Below are 19,421 nucleotides of genomic sequence, written 5' to 3'. Positions count from 1 at the left end.
GCGGAGAGAAGGTTGGGTGCATCTTATGGGCGCAGCGAGACGGCGGGGAGGTCGAACCAGCGCAGTCGCTCGAGATCTTCGCCCAGCATCTCGTCGGTCGCCTGCTCAATTGTCTCGGCATCCGGCAGCGACGCGAACAACGCAACGGCCTCCTCGAGGTAGCCCGCGAGAACCTCTTCGGGCGCCCGATCCTCGTGGTGCGGGTACGTCATCCGGCCGTCGGCGTCGTAGTGCACGTCGGTCAGCCGCAGCGGCGGCTCGACGGCGCCGTCCTCGTGATGCCACAGCCCGGAGTCGAGCGTGAAGCGGTAGTGCGGCACGAGCTTCCAACCGTGTTCGGCGACCAACTCGACGGCCTGCACGATGTACTGGAACACCGTCTCGCTAATGAAGTAGTTGAAGTTGACCCGCACCCAGCCCGGCTTGATGCCCTCGCAGCCGCGCGCGATTTCGCGCTCGAACTCCTGCGATCGCTCGATGTCGATGCCGAGCAGGCGATGTCCGTACGGGCCCGCGCACGAGCATCCACCCCTCGATTGGATGCCGAACAGGTCGTTCAGAATCGCGACGACAGCGTTGTGGTGCAGGTAGCGTCCGCCGGGACGTTTCACGACGAACGAGATGATCGACAACCGCTCGGCATCCGGGTTGCCCAGCACCTGGATGTTGGGATGCCGCAGCCAGGAGTGCATCGCGCGCGCTAAGAAGTCATCCTCAACCGCCCGGATCGTCTCGACGCCCACGGCATCTTTGAGCCCGAACACCAACCCGGCGCGGATCGACTCGATGATCGCCGGAGTGCCGGCCTCCTCCCGATGCGCGTGATCGGTGAGGTACCGGTGCTCAAGCGGATTGACGTAGGCAACCGTGCCACCGCCGACCATGTCGGGCACCGAATTGGTCAGAATGCGCTTGTCGGCGATGAGGATGCCGGGAGTCCCCGGTCCGCCGATGAACTTGTGCGGCGACAGGAACACGGCATCGAATCCGCCCGCGGCGACGTCGATGTCGACGTAGGGAGCGGCGGCGGCGAAATCCCAGCAGGCCAGGGCGCCGTACTCGTGCAACAACTCGGTGACCAGCGTGGTGTCGGTCATGATGCCGGTCACGTTGCTCGCGGCGCTGAACGAGCCGATCTTCAGGGGCCGTTCAGCGTGCGCGACGAGAGCGGCGCGGAGGGCGTCGATGTCGACGTGCCCGTTGGCATCCTCGGGAATGGTCACGACATCGGCGATCGACTCCCGCCAGGGCAACTCGTTGCTGTGGTGCTCGAACGGTCCGATGAACACGACGGGGCGCTCATCCGCCGGGATCGTCGCGGAGAGCCCGTACCGGCGGTCGAGGTCGGCCGGAATCCGCAGACCCAGGATGCCGACCAGTTTGTCGATCGCAGCCGTCGACCCGCTCCCGGCGAAGATCACGACGGTGTCGTCGGTGCCGTGCACGGATCTATGGATCGCGGCGCGGGCATCCTCACGCAGTCGCGTGGTCTGCAGCCCGGTTCCCGACGACTCGGTGTGAGTGTTCGCGTACCTCGGCAGCACTTCCTCGCGGATGAAGTCTTCGATGAACCCCAGCGACCGGCCGCTCGCGGTGTAGTCGGCGTAGGTGACGCGACGCGGACCGAACGGCCCCGGCATGACCTGGTCGTCGCCGATCACCGACTCCCGGATGCGATCGAGCAGCGTCATCCGCTCATCATCCCGGTCTCGTCGCCGTCGGGCTAGCTCTCAGTCAGCGAGAACACGAGCGGTTTCCCGCACGAGGGTCTCGGCGATCGAGAGACCCGCGACGCCGATCAGGCCGGCAAACCCAGGTCGGCATCCGTCCCGACCCACGATGGGTCGTCAAACAGCCGCACCGCGCGACCCTCGCCGTAGGGAGCCCAACCAGGGTCGCCGTCGCGCACGAATGCCGCGAAGGCGCCCTGCATCTCGTCGGCCAGCGCCACCGGCGGGTTCGGCCCCGCGTAGTCGGCGAAGTACGGTGCGTCCAGGTTGTGAAAGAAGAACGGGATGTCGAGCGAATGTCCGGCGCGGATGTACGGCGCCGCCTGTGACTGCCACGCGAACTCATAGCGGAAGGTGGGTGCCGCACCGACCGCGACCCGCGCCTCGGCGAATCTCTGGATCGGAACGCGGAAGAACCCGTCGGCGAAGAGCCGCTGCCCCTCGTCGCGCTTCGCTGTGTCGTCGGGGTTGTCGCGATACGCCATCCACGCGAACTCGTTCGACGTCGATCCGACCAGCACCGGGATGTCGGCTCCTGCCTCGATCGTGTCGAACACCGACCCCGGCAAGTTCTCGCCGTCGACGACGGGTGCCCACGGCGGCATGATCGGCTCGCCCTGGGCCTGCGCCGCGGCAAGCACGACGGCGTGCGCCTCGAGGAACGCGGCGGGATCGATCGCGGCAGCAGCGTCGCGAGTGCGCGGGATGCCCAGCTCGGCGACTACGGCGTCCGCGACCTTGCGAGCCGCCACTGTCGACCAGATACTCACATCGCTCACCGCACTCGCGAGAATCGCCCGGAGGAACAGCCCGCGCGCCGCCGGGGCAGCCAGCAGCGCCGATACCGCCATCCCGCCCGCCGACTGTCCCATCACGGTCACCCGCGACGGGTCGCCACCAAACGCCGCGATCTCGTCATGCACCCAGGTCAGGGCCGCGACCCAGTCGAGCAATCCGCGGTTCGACGGGGCGCCCTCGAGCTCGAGGAACCCTTCCGCGCCGAAGCGGTAGTTGATGCTCACGACCACGAGCCCCTGACGTGCGAACGCGGCCCCGTCGTACCAGGGATTCGCGCTCGAGCCCTCGAAGAACCCTCCGCCGTGTATCCACACGAGCACGGGCAACGGCACCTCGCGACCAGCCGGCGTCCAGACGTTGAGATTGAGGATGTCATCCCCCGCGACGGTCGGTTCGATCACGGTCGGCAGACCGCCCGAAGCGACTCCGACCCGCTGTGGGGCGGTAGGTCCGAACGCGTCGCCCTGGCGAACGCCCTCCCACGGAGCGACCGGGGCGGGGGCGAGGAAGCGGTGCGCGCCGAACGGAGGGGCCGCATAGGGGATGCCGAGGAATCGATCGATCCCGTCGACGTTGCGACCCTCGACGGCACCCTTCGAAGTGGTGATGATCGGGTTCACGAGTCCTCCCCGAGAACTGGCACAGCAGACACTGCGACGACCCGCAGCGCGGGCACGTCATCGGGGGCAGGAATCTCATCGAGTCTGAGGCACGCGGCTTTGCGGCCGTCCCCGGTCTCGACGAGCGGCGGGGTCGTCTCGACGCACTTCTGCTGGGCGTACGGGCAGCGAGGAGCGAACGGGCAGCCCACCCCATCCTGAGGCGCGAGACCGGTCGAGGCGTTCGCCAAGGCGCGCGCTTCCCGGCGGAGCTTCTGAGCCACGACGTCGGGTACCGGTACGGAGGCGAGCAGCGACCGCGTATAGGGATGCGCCGGCCGATCGCAGACGTCTGACGCCGCCCCCTCCTCCATCACCCGCCCGCGGTAGAGCACGACGACGCGATCGGAGATGTGCCGCACGACCGCCATGTTGTGCGAGATGAAGATGTAGCTGGTGCCCGCCTCACGCTGGATCTGCTCGAGCAGGTTGAGCACCTGCGCCTGCACAGAGACGTCGAGGGCGCTGACCGCCTCGTCGCACACGACGATCTTCGGTTCGAGCACGAGGGCCCGCGCGATCGCGATGCGCTGACGCTGACCGCCCGAAAACTCGGCAGGGAACTTCGACATCGCCTCGCGGCCGATCCCGACCTTCTCGAGCATCGCGACGACGCGGTCGGTGCGCTCGGCAGAAGTGAGGCCGAGCTCGGCAACCTTGAGTGGTTCGGCCACCGCCTCCCCGATCGTCTGCGACGGGTCGAGGGAGGAGAACGGATCCTGGAACACGGCCTGCAGCGTCGAGCGCAGCTCTCGTCGACGGCGAGGGCTGAGTCGCGTGATGTCCGAGCCCTCGAGCACGATGCGCCCCGCGGCGGCTGGCTGCAGCCCGAGGACGGCCGATCCGATCGTCGACTTACCCGATCCCGACTCCCCCACGATCGAAACGGTCTCGCCACGACCGAGGGTGAGCGACAGGTCGTGAACGGCGACGAACGGCGCCCGTCCGAGGCCGCGGGAGTAGGTGACCGCGAGATCCTTGATCTCGAGCAGTGCCTCGGGACTCATGCTGACTTCCTCTCGGCCGCGACGACGATTTCATCCGCGCGGATGCAGCGGGCTTCGTGCTCTTCGCGGTTCAGCACGGCGACGAGCGGGATGGGACCTGCCGCGCAGCCGTCGACCCGCACCGGGCAGCGGTCGAAGAAGTGGCAGCCGACCGGCCAGTCCGCCGGGCTCGGGACAGTGCCGGGGATCGATCGCAGCACCGTGCCCGGCTCCGCCACGATCGGATTCGACGCGAGGAGCGCCCGCGTGTACGGGTGTGCGGGCTCGGCGAACAGAGTCGCGACATCCGCGCTCTCGACGACCTCGCCCGCGTACATGACCGCCACCGAAGTGCACAGGTCGGCGACGACGCCCAGGTCGTGGGTGATCAGGATGATTGCCATCCCGGTCTCCTCCTGCAGTCGTCGCAGAAGGCCGAGGATGTCGCCCTGAATGGTGACGTCGAGCGCGGTCGTTGGCTCGTCCGCGACCAGGATGCGGGGTCGGCCCGCAAGGGCGCAGGCGATCGCAACGCGCTGCGCCATCCCGCCCGAGAGCTGGTGCGGGAACCGCTTCGCGACATCCTCGGGGTTCGGCAGTCCGACGAGCGTGAGCAGCTCGATCAGTCGGGCCCGACGGTTTCGGCCACGAGTGCCATCGTGCCGTCCGATGAGCTCACCCAGCTGGTTCGCGACGGTGAAGCTCGGGTCGAGAGCCACCATCGGATCTTGCGAGATGTAGGAGATCCCGGTACCGCGGACGGCGGCGCGCTGGCGCCGTGTCGCGGCGTTCAGATCGAGGCCCTCGAACACGACCTGGCCGGTCACCGTCGCGGTCGGGCCGAGGGCGCCGAGCACGGCGGACGCGGTGACGGTCTTGCCGCACCCCGACTCCCCCACGATCCCGAGGGTCGATCCGGCTGCGACGTCGAAGTCGACGTTGCGCACAACCTCGACCCCGGAGAACGCGATCGACAGCGAGCGCACCGATAAAACCGCCTCGGTGTCGACGGGGAGGGTCGGCTCCGCCGCGACGACGGTCGGGGCGACAAGCAGGCGACGCCCCGACCGCGAGCGCTTCGCCGAGAGGGTGTCGCGCACGGCGTCGGCGACGAGCGCGAGCGACATGATCGTGAGCGTGATGAGCAGGCCGCTCGGGATGATCAGCCAGGGCTGCAGCGCGAGGCTCTTCTGCGCGTCCGCGACCATACCGCCCCAACTGGGGTCGGGCGGGGTGACACCGAGATTGAGATAGTTGAGGCCGCCCTGCACGCCGAGGATCACGGCCGCGAGCACCGCCGTGTTGACAATGATCGGGCCCCAGATGTTGGGCAACACATGCCGCACCATGATGCGGAACCCTGCCATCCCCGACACCCGCGACGCCGCGATGAAGTTCTCCCCACGGACCGACCGGGCTGCCGCGCGCGTCACGCGCAGAATCGTGGGCACCGATAAGAAGCCGAGGGTGATCATCCCGGCATGCGCGTTGTTGTCGGTGAGCGAATAGACCATGAGCAGCACGACGACGCCCGGGATCGCCATCACGATCTCGGTGACGCGTGACACTGCGAGGTCGATGAAGCGCCCGAGGTAGCCCGCAAGCAGGCCGAGGACGATGCCGACGATGAAGGCGACGGCGAGCGCCTCGACGAGCCCGATCAAACTGATCTGGCCACCCCAGAGCAAGCGGCTCAGGATGTCGCGGCCGAGCCGATCGGTGCCAAGCAGGTGGTCGCCCGTCGGGGTCTCGAGCGAGCGGGCGAGGTCCTGGGCGAGCGGGTCGTACGGCGAGATGACGGGGGCCAGGGCAACCGCCGAGACGACGATGACGAGGAAGGCGCCGGCGACGACGCCGAGCGGACGGCGCAGGAAGTCGCGCACGAGAGGGAACCGCACGCTCCGGGATCCCCCGACCTCGGCGGTCGCGATGGCTTCGGTCAGCGAGCTCATGAGCGGCGCACCTTCGGATTGAGGATCGTTGTGGCGACGTCGATCAGGACGTTGACGATCACGACGATGATCGTGAAGTAGAGGGCGATGCCCTGGATGACAGGGAGGTCGTGCTGCAGAGCCGACTGCAGCGCCTGGCTGCCGAGACCCGGGAGCACGAAGATCCCCTCGACGACGACGGAGCCGCTGAGCGCCCCGACGAAGATGATGCCGAGCACCGTGACGACGGGTCCCGACGCGTTGCGGAGCGCATGTTTGTAGATCAAGGAGAACTCCGAGGCGCCGTTGGCGCGGAGGGTGCGGGCGTAGGGGCTCGCGATCGAGGTCATCATCTGGTCGCGGGTCTGTTTCGCGACCGCGGTGACGCCGGCGAAGGCGAGGGCGATGACCGGCAGTACGAGCGACGAAGCCCAACGGCCCGTATTGACTGTTGGAGCCACGTACCCCGTCGCGGGGAAGATCGGGAATTGTAGGGCGAACGCCGCGATGAGGAGAACGGCGAGCACGAAGCTGGGCACCGCGAGACCGACGGTCGAGACGGCGTCGACGATACTGCCGACCACCTTGCCGCCGGTCGCGGAGAGCACCCCCAGCAGAACGCCGACGAGGGTGAATACGAGGAGGGCGCCGACGATCAGCGACAGGCTGACGCTGAGTCGGGGGCCGATGATGTTTTGCACCGGTTGGAGGTTGGTGTACGAGACGCCGAGGTCGCCGTGGATGGCGTGGGTCAGCCAGTCAACGTAGCGCACGACGAGGGGTTGGTCGAGGCCGAGCCGCTTGTTGAAAGCGGCAACGGTTTCCTCACTTGCGTTCAGCCCCAGCACTGAGCGCGCGATGTTCACGGGCGCGATCGCCTGGAGGAAGAAGGTGACGGTCGGCACGACGACTAGCAGCACCAGCGAGCCGAGCACGCGCCACACGAAGTTCTTGATCATGAGTTCTCGAAGGCTAGGGCGATGCCGTCGGATCGCGCGAGGTGCGATCCGACGGCATCACGTCGAAGGTCAGTTCGCCGGCGTCCAGCGCGACGGGTCCGGCCACGGGTAAGCGGTGAAGTCGATGTTGGAAACCGACTTCGCCGAGAACAGCACCGTCTGGATGCTGGCAACCGGCACGAGGAAAGCGTTTTCGACCATGTAAGTCTCCGACGCTTCGGCCGCAGCGATCCCCTCGGGCGTGTCGACATCCTGGGCGCGTTGAGCCGCCACCAGCTCGTTCGCCTTCGCGTCGGTGTAGCCGAGATAGTTGTAGACCGCGGGGTTCGTGACTAGCTGCTGCGTGTCGGTCAACTGCACCGAGTAGTTGAACTGCAGCGTCGTCGCGGGGATGGTCCCGCCGAGCAGCTCGCTCACGTAGTCACCGAAGGCCGTGTAGCTCTTGACCTCCATATGCACGCCGATCTTTTCGAACTGGGCGGCCATCGCCTGCGGCAGCAGGTCGGAGCCATCGAATCCGGGCTGCCCTGCCACGGTGAAGCTGAACCCGTCGGGGTAACCCGCCTCCGCGAGCAACGCCTTCGCCTTCTCAGGGTCGTACGGGTAGGTGTCCTCGAGCGCGGGCAGGTAGCCGCCGATGCCCTCGGGCACGAACTGCGTCGTCGGGATGCCGTACTCGCCGTAGATCGACTTCGTGATCGCCTCACGATCGATCGCGTAGTTGAGCGCTTGGCGAACGCGGACGTCCTTCAGTGCCGGCACGATCTTGCCGTCGATGTCGGCGAGGTAGATGCCCACCATGCCCGAGGGCGCTGTCGTGACATCGAAGCCGGCGTCGGCCGCCGCTCCGGCGGTCGTGGCCGACCCTTGCGCAACCTGCACCTGGCCCGACCGGAGTGCGGAGAGCACCGAGTTCGAGTCCGTGAAGACCTGCAGAACGATGGTGTTCCAATACTGGACTTCCGGGTTCCAGTAGTTCGGGTTCTTCACGTAGGTGTATGTCGAGTTGGCGACCGTGGCCGCCGGGTCGAGCATGTAGGGCCCGGCGCCGTGGGTCTCGGTACCGAGGACCGTGGGGTCCTTGAGGCCAGTCGGCGAGACGATCGCGCCCGCGTTGCCGCCCTGGTCGAAGCCGTAGGGCAACATCGGGTCGGGCGTGCTGAGCTTCAACGTCACCTCGAGGGGGCCGCTGGCCGTGATGTCGGTCACGTTCGCGAGCCACGCCGCGAAGCTGCCGCTCTCCTTGTAGTGCTTCAGCCAGGCGACAACCGCATCCGCAGTCAGTGGGTCACCGTCGCTGAACTTGACGCCCTCGCGCAGCTTCATGGTAAAGCTCAGACGGTCGTCCGAGTAGGCCCATTCGGTCGCGAGACCGGGGGCGGCGGCACCGTCGACGCCGCGCTTGATGAGCGGCTCGTACGCGAGGTTCATGTACCAAATCAGCGGCACGCCGTTAGCTGCGGACGTGGGGTCCAGGCTCTGGGGCGGGGTGGTGATCGCAACGGTGAGGGTGTCCGACGTGGCGTCGGTACCCCCTCCACTCGTGCATGCGGCCAGAACCAGTGCTGTGGCCGTTGCGGTAACGAGTGCGATCGCGCGGATAGCGCGTGACCCTCGCGTCCTTGCGGTGGCGAACATGCGTTTCCTTTCCTTAGGGGCGATGCAGGGGTGCATCGATGGCGGCGAGCGCTTGTTGCGCGCCGTCGTTTCGGATCGCGCGGTACGCCCGCGCGAAGGCTTCGATGAATGCGGGCTCGACGGCCAAATCGGCGAAGAGCCGGGCGTCAGTGGCGAGCACCGCGGGATCGCCGGAGGCGCGGTCGAGCGCATCCGCGACGATGGCGGACTGGCGGTCGGCGACGACGATCGGCGCGCCCTGTTCGTCGACGCCGCTCGCGAAGACCGCCCAGCTTGCGGCGATCGCCGCGCTGAGCGGCATGGGGCTGCCTGCCGCGATCCCGTCCCGAATGATGGGGAGCACGAACTTGGCGATGCGGTCGGAGCCGTCGGTCGCGAGCCGCAGGAGAGTATCCCGAACGTAGGGGTTGGCGAACCGCTCGATCAGCCCGGCCTCGTACACGGCGAGATTGACTCCGGGAACGCGCCCGAGGGTCGGCTCAGCCTCGTCCCGCATGAACCGCGTGACGAATGCCGCGATCAGCGGATCGGTCGCGGCCTCGTGCGCGAACCGGTGACCCGAGAGATAGCCGACGTAGGCGATCGCCTGGTGGCTCGCGTTCAGAAGCCGGAGCTTCATCTTCTCGTAGGGCACGACGTCGTCGACGATCTGAACTCCGACATTCTCATACGGTGGACGGCCCGCAGTGAAACGGTCTTCGAGTACCCACTGGGTGAAATCCTCGGCTACGACGGGCCAGGCGTCGTCGACACCGTAGGTCTCCGCGACGAACGCCCGCTCCTCGGGCCCGGTGACGGGGGTGATGCGGTCGACCATGCTGTTCGGGAACGCGACCTCGGCGTCGATCCAGGCGGCGAGATCGGCATCCTTGGCGCTGGCGAAGGCGAGGAAGCTGCCCCGTGCGACGTGGCCGTTGCCCTGCAGGTTGTCGCACGACATGACAGTGAACGGGGGGATGCCGCGGTCGCGGCGGCGGCGGAGCCCCTCGACAACCAGGCCGAAGACGGTCGCCGGCACGGCGCCCGGGCGAAGGTCCGCGGCGACGGATGGGTTCGCGAGGTCAAAGCCGCCGGTGGCCTCGTCGATGTTATAGCCGCCCTCGGTGATCGTGAGCGAGACGATGCGCACCGCGGGGTCCGCGAGCTTTTCGAGAACGGCTTCGGCATCCTCAGTCGCGAGCAGGAAGTCGATGATCGACGCGATGTTGCGCGCATGGGCCTGTCCGTCGGGGTGACGCTCGACCAGCGCGTACCGCATGTTCTGCGACCGCAGCGCGTCCCGCATGCGCGCGTCCTGGGGCAGGACCCCGACACCGCAGATCGCCCAGTCGAGCGCCTCGCCGAGGGTGAACAGCTTGTCGAGGTAGAGCGCCTGATGCGAGCGGTGGAAGTTTCCGACGCCAAAGTGCACGATCCCGACGGTGAGGTCGGCGGGATCGTAGCCGGGTTGGGCGACGGGCTTCAGAGGCATGTCGGATGAATCTCCATTGATCCACGCCCGCTGCCGTAGCGGGCCGAGTGGAGTTCATGGAAGCACGCGCACCCATCGACCACCGAGTGGATTCCCCCTACCGGATTGACCGGTTCACGACCGATTGCCGGATCAGACCCGGAGCAGCGCAACCCCGGTGTTCGCGAAGCGCGCGGCCATCGAAGCCGAGAGCTCGTGGCCCGTGACCATCAGCTCGAAGTCGGTGACGTCCGCGAATTTCACAAACGTCGCCGTGCCGAACTTGTGGTGGGCGCCGATGAAGATGCGACGCACGGCGGCCCGCACCGCCGCGGCCTTGACGGCCGCCACCGCGGGATCGGGGGTCGTCATCCCACGCTCCACCGTCACGCCGTTGGCGCCGAGGATCGCGAGATCGATCGTCAGCCGCGCGAGCATCTCGGCCGGCCAGTGGTCGGCGACGCCGAGGGTATTTCCCCGCACGCGCCCGCCGAGGATAACGACCTGCATGTTCGAACGCGGGGCAAGCAGCATGGCGATCGGCAGGCTCGGGGTCACGATCGTGAGCGGTCGGTCGAGCGGCAGGCGCTGCGCGACGAGTTGAGTCTGATAGCCCTCGTCGATGTAAATCGTCTGCGCTTCACCGAGGCGGGAGACGACAGCCGTCGCGATGCGCTGCTTCTGTTCGGGGTTGATGTTCGCACGCACCTCGAGGGCGCTCTCGAAGGCGCCGCTCTCGACCGGGTAGGCGACCCCATAGCCGCGTCGCACCAGTCCCTGGGTTTCGAGCGTGCGCAGGTCGCGCCGGATGGTCTCAGCTGAAACGGCGAGCAGCTCGGGCATGCCGACGACCTCGAGACGGCCGCGGGTTCGGATGAGCGTCAGCAGCTCTGCGCGGCGGCTGATGCTGCGATCGCCCCCGCTCGGCGTGGAATCGGTCACGGCGCTGAGCATATCTGTTACCGGATTGCCCGTTCTGTGACCGTTTGGCCTGCGAGCAACTACAGCTCCGCCCTCCACGGCGGATCGGCACCGGGACGGGACACCGTGATCGCCGCGCAGCGAGACGCGAAAGCCAGCGTCTTCTGGATCTCCCCGAACCCCCGTTCGAGCACGTGGGTGAGCAGGCCGGCCATGAACGAGTCTCCCGCCCCGATCGTGTCAGCGACTGTCGTCGGAGGCGCTTCGATGTGGGCCCGACCGTCCGCCGAGAGCGCGTCCGCGCCCGAATCGCCACGGGTGACCACGACCAGCCGCGGTCCAAAGGCGAACCAGCGCACGAGGACATCGTCGACCGAGGCCCCCGGGTAGAGCCATGCGAGATCCTCGTCGCTGGCCTTCACAACATCCGAGAGCGCCACGATCCGCTCGACCCGGGCGAGGGCGTCCTCGGGCATGAGGGCGGGGCGGATGTTGGGGTCGAACGAGACCAGTCCCGTCGCCGTCGCGAGTGCCGCCTCGACGCGCGCGGCCCCGGGATCGAGGGCCGCACCGATCGACCCGGTGTGCACGAGGTCGTACCCCCGCGCGTCGATGGGTGCGGGATCCCAGGCGATCCTGAAGTCGTAGCTCGCACCACCGTCGACGTCGATCGTCGCCTCGGCCACCGAGGTCGCGGCGGTCCCGACCGTGCCCCGAGTCGGGATCACGCCGCTCGCCACGAGATGGTCGGCGACCATCTGCCCGTGAACGTCGGTGCCGAACGCCGCGTGCAACATCGTCGGGATGCCGAGGCGTGCGAGCCCCACGGCGACATTGAGAGGGCTGCCGCCAGGAAGCGCGACGTCGTCCTGCCCCACGCGATGCACGATGTCGACGAGGGCCTCGCCAATCACGAGCGCGCCGGTCGAGCTGACGGGGCTCAACCAGCCTCCGCGGTGATCAGGTCGAGCAGGGAGGCCGCGCCGGTCTGGGCGGTCCAGAAGGCGGTCCGCTCGGCGTGCCGATCGGGGACGGCGCGTGAGATCGCATCCGGTCCCTCACCGATCACCATCGTGACCCGCGCCCCCGGCTTCGTAGCCGGCCAGGCACCCAGTGGGCCGCCATCCGGCGTACCGGTGCGCACGAACGCGGCGATCGTGGCGCTCACCCGATCAGCGAGCCCGCGCAGGGCTGGGTCGCTGAGCACTTCATGGCCGAGCAGGTCCGGAACGCCTGGGGCGTCGAGATTCCCGAAGAAGAATGGCAGTTCCGAGAGGTGGGCCGCCCCGACCCGCGTGCTGTGGGGACCGGCGACCACCGGGCTCTCGCGCACGAACTCGTAGGCGAAGACCGGATTGCCGGCCGTAGCGTGGGCGTCGGCGAGAGCCTGCGAGGGTACGGCCCAGGCTTGGTCGTTGATCACGGGGTAGTAGCTCTCGGCGGAGTCGACGTCGAGGTCCGCATAGAGGGCGAGGGCCTGGTCGGTAAGCACCTCATCCACGAGCAACCCGGTCAGCAGTTGGCGCGCGGGCACCGCCGGGATTCCGTCGGTGATCGACCAGAGCCGGTTCTCCTCCGCGTCGAAGCCGAGTAGCAGCGGCACGGCCGCGCCATCCCCCCGGCGCACGGCGTCGAGCGGTACCGCGGGCATCACGACCCCGTCAGCCACGAGGGGGAAGCCCCCGGCACTGAGGCCGAGCTCGCGCTGCACCTGCAGGATGCGCGCCGTCGACAGCGACCGCAACTGGGCGAGCACATCACCCGTCGAGTCAACCGAGAGGCCCGCCAGCGCGCGGGCACGGAAGGCCGTGGCGTCGGCGACTGAGGGAGTCATCCCGAGGTGCCCGCTGATCACCACCGCACCGTGGAACAGGCCGCGGGAGCCGGGCGCGACGAGGTGTGCGCACGCCGCGAGTCCGCCGGCCGACTGCCCCATGATCGTCACGCGTTCCGGGTCACCGCCGAACGCCGCGATATTGCGGGAGACCCACCGCAGGGCAGCGGTCTGATCCTGAAGACCGAGGTCGGAGTTCTGCGGATCGATGTCGCCGAACCAGAGGTTGCCCAACAGCCCGAGGCGGTAGGTGACGGTTACGACGACGAGCCCCTGCTCTCGCGCGAAACGACTGCCGTCAACCCAGGGACCGGTGCCGGACCCCCACACGAACCCGCCACCGTGGAACCAGACGAGCACCGGAGCGCCGTTCGTCGCCTCGGGCGGGGCCCAGACGTTGAGCTGAAGGCAGTCTTCGGAGAACTCGATGTCGGGCTGGTAGTAGTAGCCCTCGGTTCCCGGCAGTTGCCGCGGGAGCGGGTCGAGATCCTGGAGAGACACCGCACCCCAGGTCGTCGCATCGATCACTTCGACCGGTGCAGCGTCGACCGGGGGCGCGAAGCGCAGGTCTCCGCGCGGCGGCTCGGCGTACCGGATGCCTCGGAACACCGCCACGCCGTCCTCGCGAAGGCCGATCACGCGTCCGGCTGCGGCGGCGACCTCGATCCGGTCGTCAGATCCGGGCTGCAGGTGCGTCATGGCATCTCCTTCGATGTCGCCGGGTCGCCCGGCACGTCATGATTCGACCACGCATCAAACCGCAGCCAAAGTGGACTCGGAGCGCCCGATCGACCGGTTCGTGACCGATTGCCGGAGCCGCCGCAGGCGGGTCCGCGGTGTCAGAAGACCGCAGTGGGGGTCTGCTCGGGTTGGCGAGAGAAGTTTCAGCCGGCCAGGTTGGTCGCGGCACGCGCCACCGCCTCGCGCCGACGCACCTTGTTGGGCGCGATCAGTTCCTCGTAACGTGCGAGGACGTCGGCGGGAGCGGTGGCCGGGGACCCGGCGTTAAACGGCGGGTGAGGGTCGTACTCGAGTCGAAGCTGCACAGACTCTGCGGTCGGGTGATCGAACATCTCGCCGACCAGAGTCAGCGCGAAGTCGATCCCTGCGGTCACCCCGCCACCGGTCACCCGATTGCGGTCGACCACGACGCGCTCGTGGGTCGGGATCGCGCCAAAGGCACCGAGCATGTCCATGGCCGTCCAATGGGTGGCGGCGCGGTATCCCTTGAGGAGTCCCGCGGCGCCGAGCACGAGCGCTCCGGTGCAGACCGAGGTGACGTACCGCGCACCTTCGGCCTGTCGACGCACGAAGTCGAGCACCTCCTGGTCTTCGATGAGGGCGTCGGTGCCGTAACCGCCGGGGATGCAAATAACGTCGAGCTGCGGGCAGTCGGCGAACGTCACGGTCGGGGTGATCACCATGACTGCATCCGTCGAGACCGGCGTGAGGTCTTTCCAGATCAGGTGGATCTCGGCGCCCGGATCGGGGACGAACTGAGGCACCGCGGCGAACACCTGCAGCGGGCCAGTCAGGTCGAGTTGCGTCATGTTGGGGAACACGAGGAGACCGATTTGGATCGGCGTGGTCATGGGGTTCCTTCGGATTCTTTGGGATCAAGGTTTACGGTCGAAAGAGGATGGTCCGGAAGACTACATGCCGCAAAGCAGCGTTAACAGCTAGCTAGCTTTCAGCGGGCCAGTTCGGCTTCGATCTTGAGTGCGAGGTCACGGAGGATGACGACATCCATGTCTTCAGGATCGCGAGGGGCCGGGTCGCTCACGCTGAGGACTCCGATGAACTCGCCTCCCGGTGCCCGCAGCGGGTGCCCCGCGTAGAAGCGCACCCCGTCGCCGCGCCTCAACACGGCAAGGTCAAGCACCCGCGGATCGTTCCACGCGTCGCCGATCACCAGCGGGCGACCCTGGGCGACGGTCAGCTCGCAGAGCGAGGATTCACGCGGTAGCTCATCGTCCTTGCCGACACTCGCTTTGTGCCAATGGCGGTCGCCGTACAGCACGGTGAAGGCCGCGCTGCGCGTCTGGAACGTCGAACGTGCGAGACGCACAATCCGATCGAAACGCTCCTCAGGTTCGGTGTCGAGAATTTCCAGGCGCTCGACCGCGCGCGCTCGTTGAGCTTCGCTGGGAGGTGTCGGCCCGGCTAGGTGAAGATCGAAGTCGACGGATGCCGCAATCACTTCGCTCCAGAAGAGGTAGTGGCCGGCGCTCATGTATTCCCCAGACCGAGCGGGCTTCGGAAGGGGCACGAACCGGGCACCGAGGTCTTCGCAGACCTCGCGGGCCACCCCGTTGTATCCAGGGAGGATTCGCTTCATCACGGGTCGGCCGAATCCGTGCAGCCAGTTCAACGAGTCGACCGTCGGGATGCCCACGACAACGAGCACCCCGTCAGCTGGCATCCGGGTCCGTACGTCACCCACGAGCCTGACGAGAACCCGCCGCCACTCTTTCAGGTCCGCGGTGAGCGCCTCGTACGGCCCGAACGCGAGAACGCCCACCTGGGCCGAACCCCAGGGCAGGTCGTCGAGTCGCTCGCTCATCACTCGGGCGGTGAGCGCGGGAGAGAGTTCGCCGCGCACCGTCACTCCGCGCTGGAAGCGCCGGGAAAGGCTCCGCGCGAGGGTGCCCGGAAGCGCGAGTTGGTGGGTTGCCACGCCCCACCCCGAGAGCGGCCCCGACCCGAACACGACGCATTCGAGGGGAGAGTCACCGGGAGCGCTCGCGAACGCGCGGTCCTCGGGCCTGGGGATCCCGTCGAGTCGTCGGCCCTCCCATCGGTACCAGACGCGAAGCCCCGGACGCCACCACGATCCGCGCATGAGCTTCCCTCTCGGATCATTGAGTAAGGCGCTGACCGTCCCGGCTTTCGCTCAGGGTACTTCCAGAACGTCGGTATCGCTCGTGCCCTATTCGCGTGACACGATCGATGAATGCGCGAAGTCATCCATACCCCGCTCGTGTCTCAATCTGCTCTCTACAGTCAGGGCATCAAAGCGGGGGGTCACATCTATATCTCGGGCCTCGTCGGGATCGACGCGTCGACGGGAAAAATCGCAGGGACGACGATCCAGGATCAGATGCAGGCAGCATTGACCAACTGCAAGTCAGTCCTCGAGGCCGGCGGCGGCACACTCGAGGATGTCGTCGAGGTCGGGATTCTGCTCGCCGACCCCGACGATTTCGCCGGGATGAATGAGGTGTACGCCACCTGGTTCCCGACCGATCCTCCGGCGCGCTACGCCGCCAAACTGGGGGCTGTCATCCCCGGGGTTCTCGTCTCGGTGAGGATGACAGCCGTCATCGGTTAGGCCGGCTGCTCCACGCTTGCTACCGAATCGCGGTGCGGCAACCTCCAGTTGGGCCGCACGAAGTGGCAGGTGTAGCCGTTCGGGTACTTCTCCAGGTAGTCCTGGTGCTCGTCTTCCGCTTCCCAGAAGGCGCCAGCCGGCTCGACCTCGGTGACAACCTTGCCGGGCCAGAGGCCGGAGGCATCCACATCGGCGATCGTGTCGAGAGCAACCTGGTGCTGCTGGTCGGTCGTGTAGTAGATCGCCGAACGGTAGCTACGTCCGCGGTCGTTGCCTTGACGATCCCGCGTCGACGGGTCGTGCACCTGGAAGAAGAACTCGAGGATGTCGCGGTACGAGATCACCGATGGGTCGAACACGATTTCCACGGCCTCGGCGTGGTCGCCGTGGTTGCGGTAGGTCGCGTTCGGGGTGTCGCCACCCGAGTAGCCGACGCGGGTCGAGATGACACCCGGGCGACGACGCAGCAACTGCTGCACGCCCCAGAAGCATCCACCCGCCAGGAGTGCGGTCTCTGTCGTGGTCATGGTTACGCCTCCATAGTCGTGGTCGGGGTGGTGAACAGGCTGAGGTAGTCACCGTAGCCCGCAGCCTCAAGCTCCGGGACGGCGATGAAGCGAAGGGCGGCGGAGTTGATGCAGTACCGCATCCCGCCATCCTCGACGGGGCCGTCGTCGAACAGGTGACCCAGGTGGCTGTCGCCGTTGGCTGAGCGCACCTCGGTGCGCTTCATCCAGAGGGTGCGATCGGTCTTCTCGACGACGTGGGCCTTCTCGATCGGGCGGGTGAAGCTCGGCCAACCCGATCCGCTGTCGAACTTGTCGGTCGACGAAAACAGCGGCTCGCCCGACACGACATCGACGTAGATGCCGTCTTCGTGGTTGTTCCAGAACTCGTTGCGGAACGGAGGCTCAGTGGCATCCGTCTGCGTTACCGCGTACTGGTTCGGGGTGAGCGCTGCGATGGCAGCGGCATCCTTGCGGTACTCGGTGGTGGTCATGATTTTCTCCTCATGAGTCGCTGGCTGCGGCTCTCATAGGGGTACAACTACTGCTCGCGGCTGAAAGTTCCCGCACGAGGGCACAACTTGGATCCGCGCGGAACTGTTCAGGATCCGCTCGTCGCAGACCTGGCTGCGGTCACGCGGTCGGCGGCACTCGACGCTCGGATGACGACCGCGACGACCCCCGAGACAAACGCGACCACAGCACCGAGGTCGACGAGCGGCACGGCGAGCCCGATCACGCTGCAGGCGAGCGCAACCACGAACGCGATGGCCGCCGGAGCAACGCCAGCTGCATGGCCCGCCCGCCAAGTCGCGTCGGTGCGCATCACGCTGCGGATCCGAATTCCCCAGAGGTGATTGAGCCGGATCGCCCCGCGGCTGGCCGCGACGCAGGTCACCGCGAGAAAAAGCAGGAGCCCGGTAAAGACCCACACGATCGCGGGGAGTGAATTCATGGGGGGAGCCTACGCTCAGGCCTGCGTACCGAAATCAGCGACTGCGTCGACCGAACAGCCCGCCGAACACGGCATGCAGCAGCGGGAGCCCCGATACCGACATGAACACAGTGCCGAGGACGACATCCGTCGGTCGGAGCAGGATGCCGCCCACCAGTAGTCCGGCGAAGACGATCGCCGACACGGCCCGGGCGATCAGTCGTTCGATCCGACGGAGGCGGAGGTCGAGTTTCGGGGTATTGACCTCGAGGTCGCCGTTGTCGAGACGCGTGGCGAGGTCGTCGAGGCGGCGGGGAAGGCCGATCGTGATGCCGACGATCGAGGCCGCCTCGCGAGCGAACGACCCGATGACGCCGCCTCGCTCGTCAAGCAACAGTTTCGCCGCGTACGGCTCGACCGCGTTCCAGATGTTGAAGTCGGGATCGAGAGTGCTGCTCAACCCTGAGGTGAGGGATGACGCCCGGATGACGAGCAAGAAGTTTTCGGGCAGTTGGAACGGCAGATTTCGCACGGTCTCGCCGAACTCCTCGGCGAACTTCAGCATTTCGCGAGGGTCGACCTGCTGAAGGGCGGTGAACGCGATGCCGCCGAACCGGGCGAACAGGGCGTTCATGACCTTCTCAAGTTCGCGCGTGTCGGCTGACGGCAGCAGCACCCCCAGATCGCGCATGCTCGCCACCAGCCGTCGGCCGTCACGCGCGGCGAGCGGGATCAGGGCTTGTTGCAGACCGCGTCGAAGGTCGGCGGGGATCTCGCCCATCATCCCGAAGTCAACGAAGGTCAGCGTGTAGCCGCCGCCGGGGAGCGGGGTGACGAAAATGTTGCCGGGATGAGCGTCGCCGTGAAAGAACCCGTGCACGAACAACTGGTCAAACATCACGGTCGCGAACTCCGTGGCGACGTGCGATGGGTCGATGCCGGCGGCGCGGAGAGCATCCAAATCGTTGATCTTGATCGCGCTCACGTCTTCGAGGGTGAGTACGCGACGGGTGGTGCGTTCCCACGCGATCCCGGGAACCCGCACCCGCGGATCCCCGGCGAACTGCTCGGCGAATCGGTCGGCGTTCTGCGCTTCGTGCAGGTAGTCGATCTCTTCGAGGCTGGTGCCCGCGAATTCCTCGGCGAGCGCCGGCAGGTCGACCCGACTCGAGATGATTTTCACCCGACTCAACGCACGCGCCACTCGTCGAATCGCCGCGAGGTCAACGCCGACGATCATCTCGATGCCGGGGCGCTGCACCTTCACGACGACGTTTGCCCAGCCGGTGTCGGCAGCGGCATCCGCTGTCAACGTCGCGCGATGCACCTGGCCGAGCGATGCGGCCGCCATCGGGATCGGGTCGAAGCTGGCGTAGGCGTCTTCGAGCTTCAGCCCGAGTTCAGCCTCGGCGAGGGCACGGATCGCGTCGAATCTCTCGGGGTTGACCTCATCCTGAAGGCCCTCCAGTTCCCGCGTGACCTCGGGCGGCAGCACGTCGAGTCGGGTCGAGAGAAACTGCCCGACCTTGATCATCAGGCCACCGAGATCGGTCGCCAGCCGGTGGAAGTTACGCGCCATCCGCCGCCAGCGGTTCGTGCGCCCGCGTGCGGCGAGACTGCTCAGTCCAACGCGCGGGAGGACGAGTTCGAACCACCAGTTCTGAACCATGTAGCGCGTCGCGAAACGCAGGATGCGGCGGTAGCGGACGCGACCTTTCCGGGCGCTCACCGCAGGGCTGGTCAC

At 67.3% G+C, this 19,421-nt stretch carries 17 protein-coding genes; 1 reads left to right on the top strand and 16 read right to left on the bottom strand.

From position 1 onward, the window contains the following. Positions 1–23 precede the first annotated feature (23 nt). From ABIR17_RS05785 to ABIR17_RS05730, 12 genes are all read right to left on the bottom strand, one after another. On the bottom strand, positions 24–1,691 hold the full coding sequence (locus ABIR17_RS05785) for an aminotransferase class V-fold PLP-dependent enzyme (RefSeq protein WP_348003417.1): 1,668 nt from the start codon (positions 1,689–1,691) through the stop codon (positions 24–26). Positions 1,692–1,798: 107 nt separating this feature from the next. Further along, a complete protein-coding gene (locus tag ABIR17_RS05780; RefSeq protein WP_348003416.1) occupies positions 1,799–3,148 on the bottom strand; it encodes a carboxylesterase family protein in 1,350 nt (449 codons plus the stop codon). Continuing rightward, a complete protein-coding gene (locus tag ABIR17_RS05775; protein WP_348003415.1) occupies positions 3,145–4,194 on the bottom strand; it encodes an ABC transporter ATP-binding protein in 1,050 nt (349 codons plus the stop codon). The genes ABIR17_RS05780 and ABIR17_RS05775 overlap by 4 nt, the downstream gene beginning before the upstream one ends. Then, on the bottom strand, positions 4,191–6,125 hold the full coding sequence (locus ABIR17_RS05770; RefSeq protein ID WP_348003414.1) for a dipeptide/oligopeptide/nickel ABC transporter permease/ATP-binding protein: 1,935 nt from the start codon (positions 6,123–6,125) through the stop codon (positions 4,191–4,193). The genes ABIR17_RS05775 and ABIR17_RS05770 overlap by 4 nt, the downstream gene beginning before the upstream one ends. Continuing rightward, a complete protein-coding gene (locus ABIR17_RS05765; protein WP_348003413.1) occupies positions 6,122–7,063 on the bottom strand; it encodes an ABC transporter permease in 942 nt (313 codons plus the stop codon). Before ABIR17_RS05765 ends, ABIR17_RS05770 begins: the two co-directional genes overlap by 4 nt. A 69-nt stretch (positions 7,064–7,132) precedes the next feature. After that, on the bottom strand, positions 7,133–8,701 hold the full coding sequence (locus tag ABIR17_RS05760) for an ABC transporter substrate-binding protein (RefSeq protein WP_348003412.1): 1,569 nt from the start codon (positions 8,699–8,701) through the stop codon (positions 7,133–7,135). Between the two features lie 13 nt (positions 8,702–8,714). Beyond that, positions 8,715–10,172 (bottom strand): mannitol dehydrogenase family protein, encoded by a 1,458-nt coding sequence (locus ABIR17_RS05755; RefSeq protein ID WP_348003411.1) that lies wholly within the window; start codon positions 10,170–10,172, stop codon positions 8,715–8,717. 132 nt (positions 10,173–10,304) lie between these two features. After that, positions 10,305–11,093 (bottom strand): DeoR/GlpR family DNA-binding transcription regulator, encoded by a 789-nt coding sequence (locus tag ABIR17_RS05750; RefSeq protein ID WP_348003410.1) that lies wholly within the window; start codon positions 11,091–11,093, stop codon positions 10,305–10,307. Between the two features lie 59 nt (positions 11,094–11,152). Next, positions 11,153–12,016 (bottom strand): carbohydrate kinase, encoded by an 864-nt coding sequence (locus ABIR17_RS05745; protein WP_348003409.1) that lies wholly within the window; start codon positions 12,014–12,016, stop codon positions 11,153–11,155. Beyond that, positions 12,013–13,605 (bottom strand): carboxylesterase family protein, encoded by a 1,593-nt coding sequence (locus tag ABIR17_RS05740; protein WP_348003408.1) that lies wholly within the window; start codon positions 13,603–13,605, stop codon positions 12,013–12,015. The genes ABIR17_RS05745 and ABIR17_RS05740 overlap by 4 nt, the downstream gene beginning before the upstream one ends. A 185-nt stretch (positions 13,606–13,790) precedes the next feature. Then, positions 13,791–14,498 (bottom strand): DJ-1/PfpI family protein, encoded by a 708-nt coding sequence (locus ABIR17_RS05735; RefSeq protein WP_348003407.1) that lies wholly within the window; start codon positions 14,496–14,498, stop codon positions 13,791–13,793. 98 nt (positions 14,499–14,596) lie between these two features. Further along, positions 14,597–15,748 (bottom strand): GAF domain-containing protein, encoded by a 1,152-nt coding sequence (locus ABIR17_RS05730; protein ID WP_348003406.1) that lies wholly within the window; start codon positions 15,746–15,748, stop codon positions 14,597–14,599. Positions 15,749–15,859: 111 nt separating this feature from the next. On the opposite strand from ABIR17_RS05730, the gene ABIR17_RS05725 reads away from it, so the two are divergent. Continuing rightward, positions 15,860–16,237, top strand: a complete 378-nt coding sequence (locus ABIR17_RS05725; protein ID WP_348003405.1) for a RidA family protein — start codon at positions 15,860–15,862, stop codon at positions 16,235–16,237. Here ABIR17_RS05725 and msrA read toward each other — a convergent pair. From msrA to ABIR17_RS05705, 4 genes are all read right to left on the bottom strand, one after another. Further along, positions 16,234–16,764: a peptide-methionine (S)-S-oxide reductase MsrA gene (gene msrA, locus ABIR17_RS05720; protein WP_348003404.1), complete on the bottom strand. Its 531-nt coding sequence runs from the start codon at positions 16,762–16,764 to the stop codon at positions 16,234–16,236. The genes ABIR17_RS05725 and msrA overlap by 4 nt on opposite strands. Before the next feature lie 2 nt (positions 16,765–16,766). Continuing rightward, entirely contained in the window at positions 16,767–17,237 is a 471-nt protein-coding gene (msrB, locus tag ABIR17_RS05715) for a peptide-methionine (R)-S-oxide reductase MsrB (RefSeq protein ID WP_348003403.1), read from the bottom strand. 107 nt (positions 17,238–17,344) lie between these two features. Then, positions 17,345–17,698, bottom strand: coding sequence for a hypothetical protein (locus ABIR17_RS05710; RefSeq protein WP_348003402.1), 354 nt, complete (start codon positions 17,696–17,698; stop codon positions 17,345–17,347). Positions 17,699–17,732: 34 nt separating this feature from the next. Next, the gene (locus ABIR17_RS05705) at positions 17,733–19,421 is read right to left on the bottom strand and encodes an AarF/UbiB family protein (RefSeq protein ID WP_348003401.1); all 1,689 of its coding nucleotides are present in this window, start codon (positions 19,419–19,421) and stop codon (positions 17,733–17,735) included.

It is taken from the genome of Pseudolysinimonas sp., from assembly GCF_039912695.1.
Lineage (GTDB): Bacteria > Actinomycetota > Actinomycetes > Actinomycetales > Microbacteriaceae > Pseudolysinimonas_A.
The sequence above is the reverse complement of the archived record's forward strand: the minus strand, read 5'-3'. Positions and strand labels throughout refer to the sequence as shown.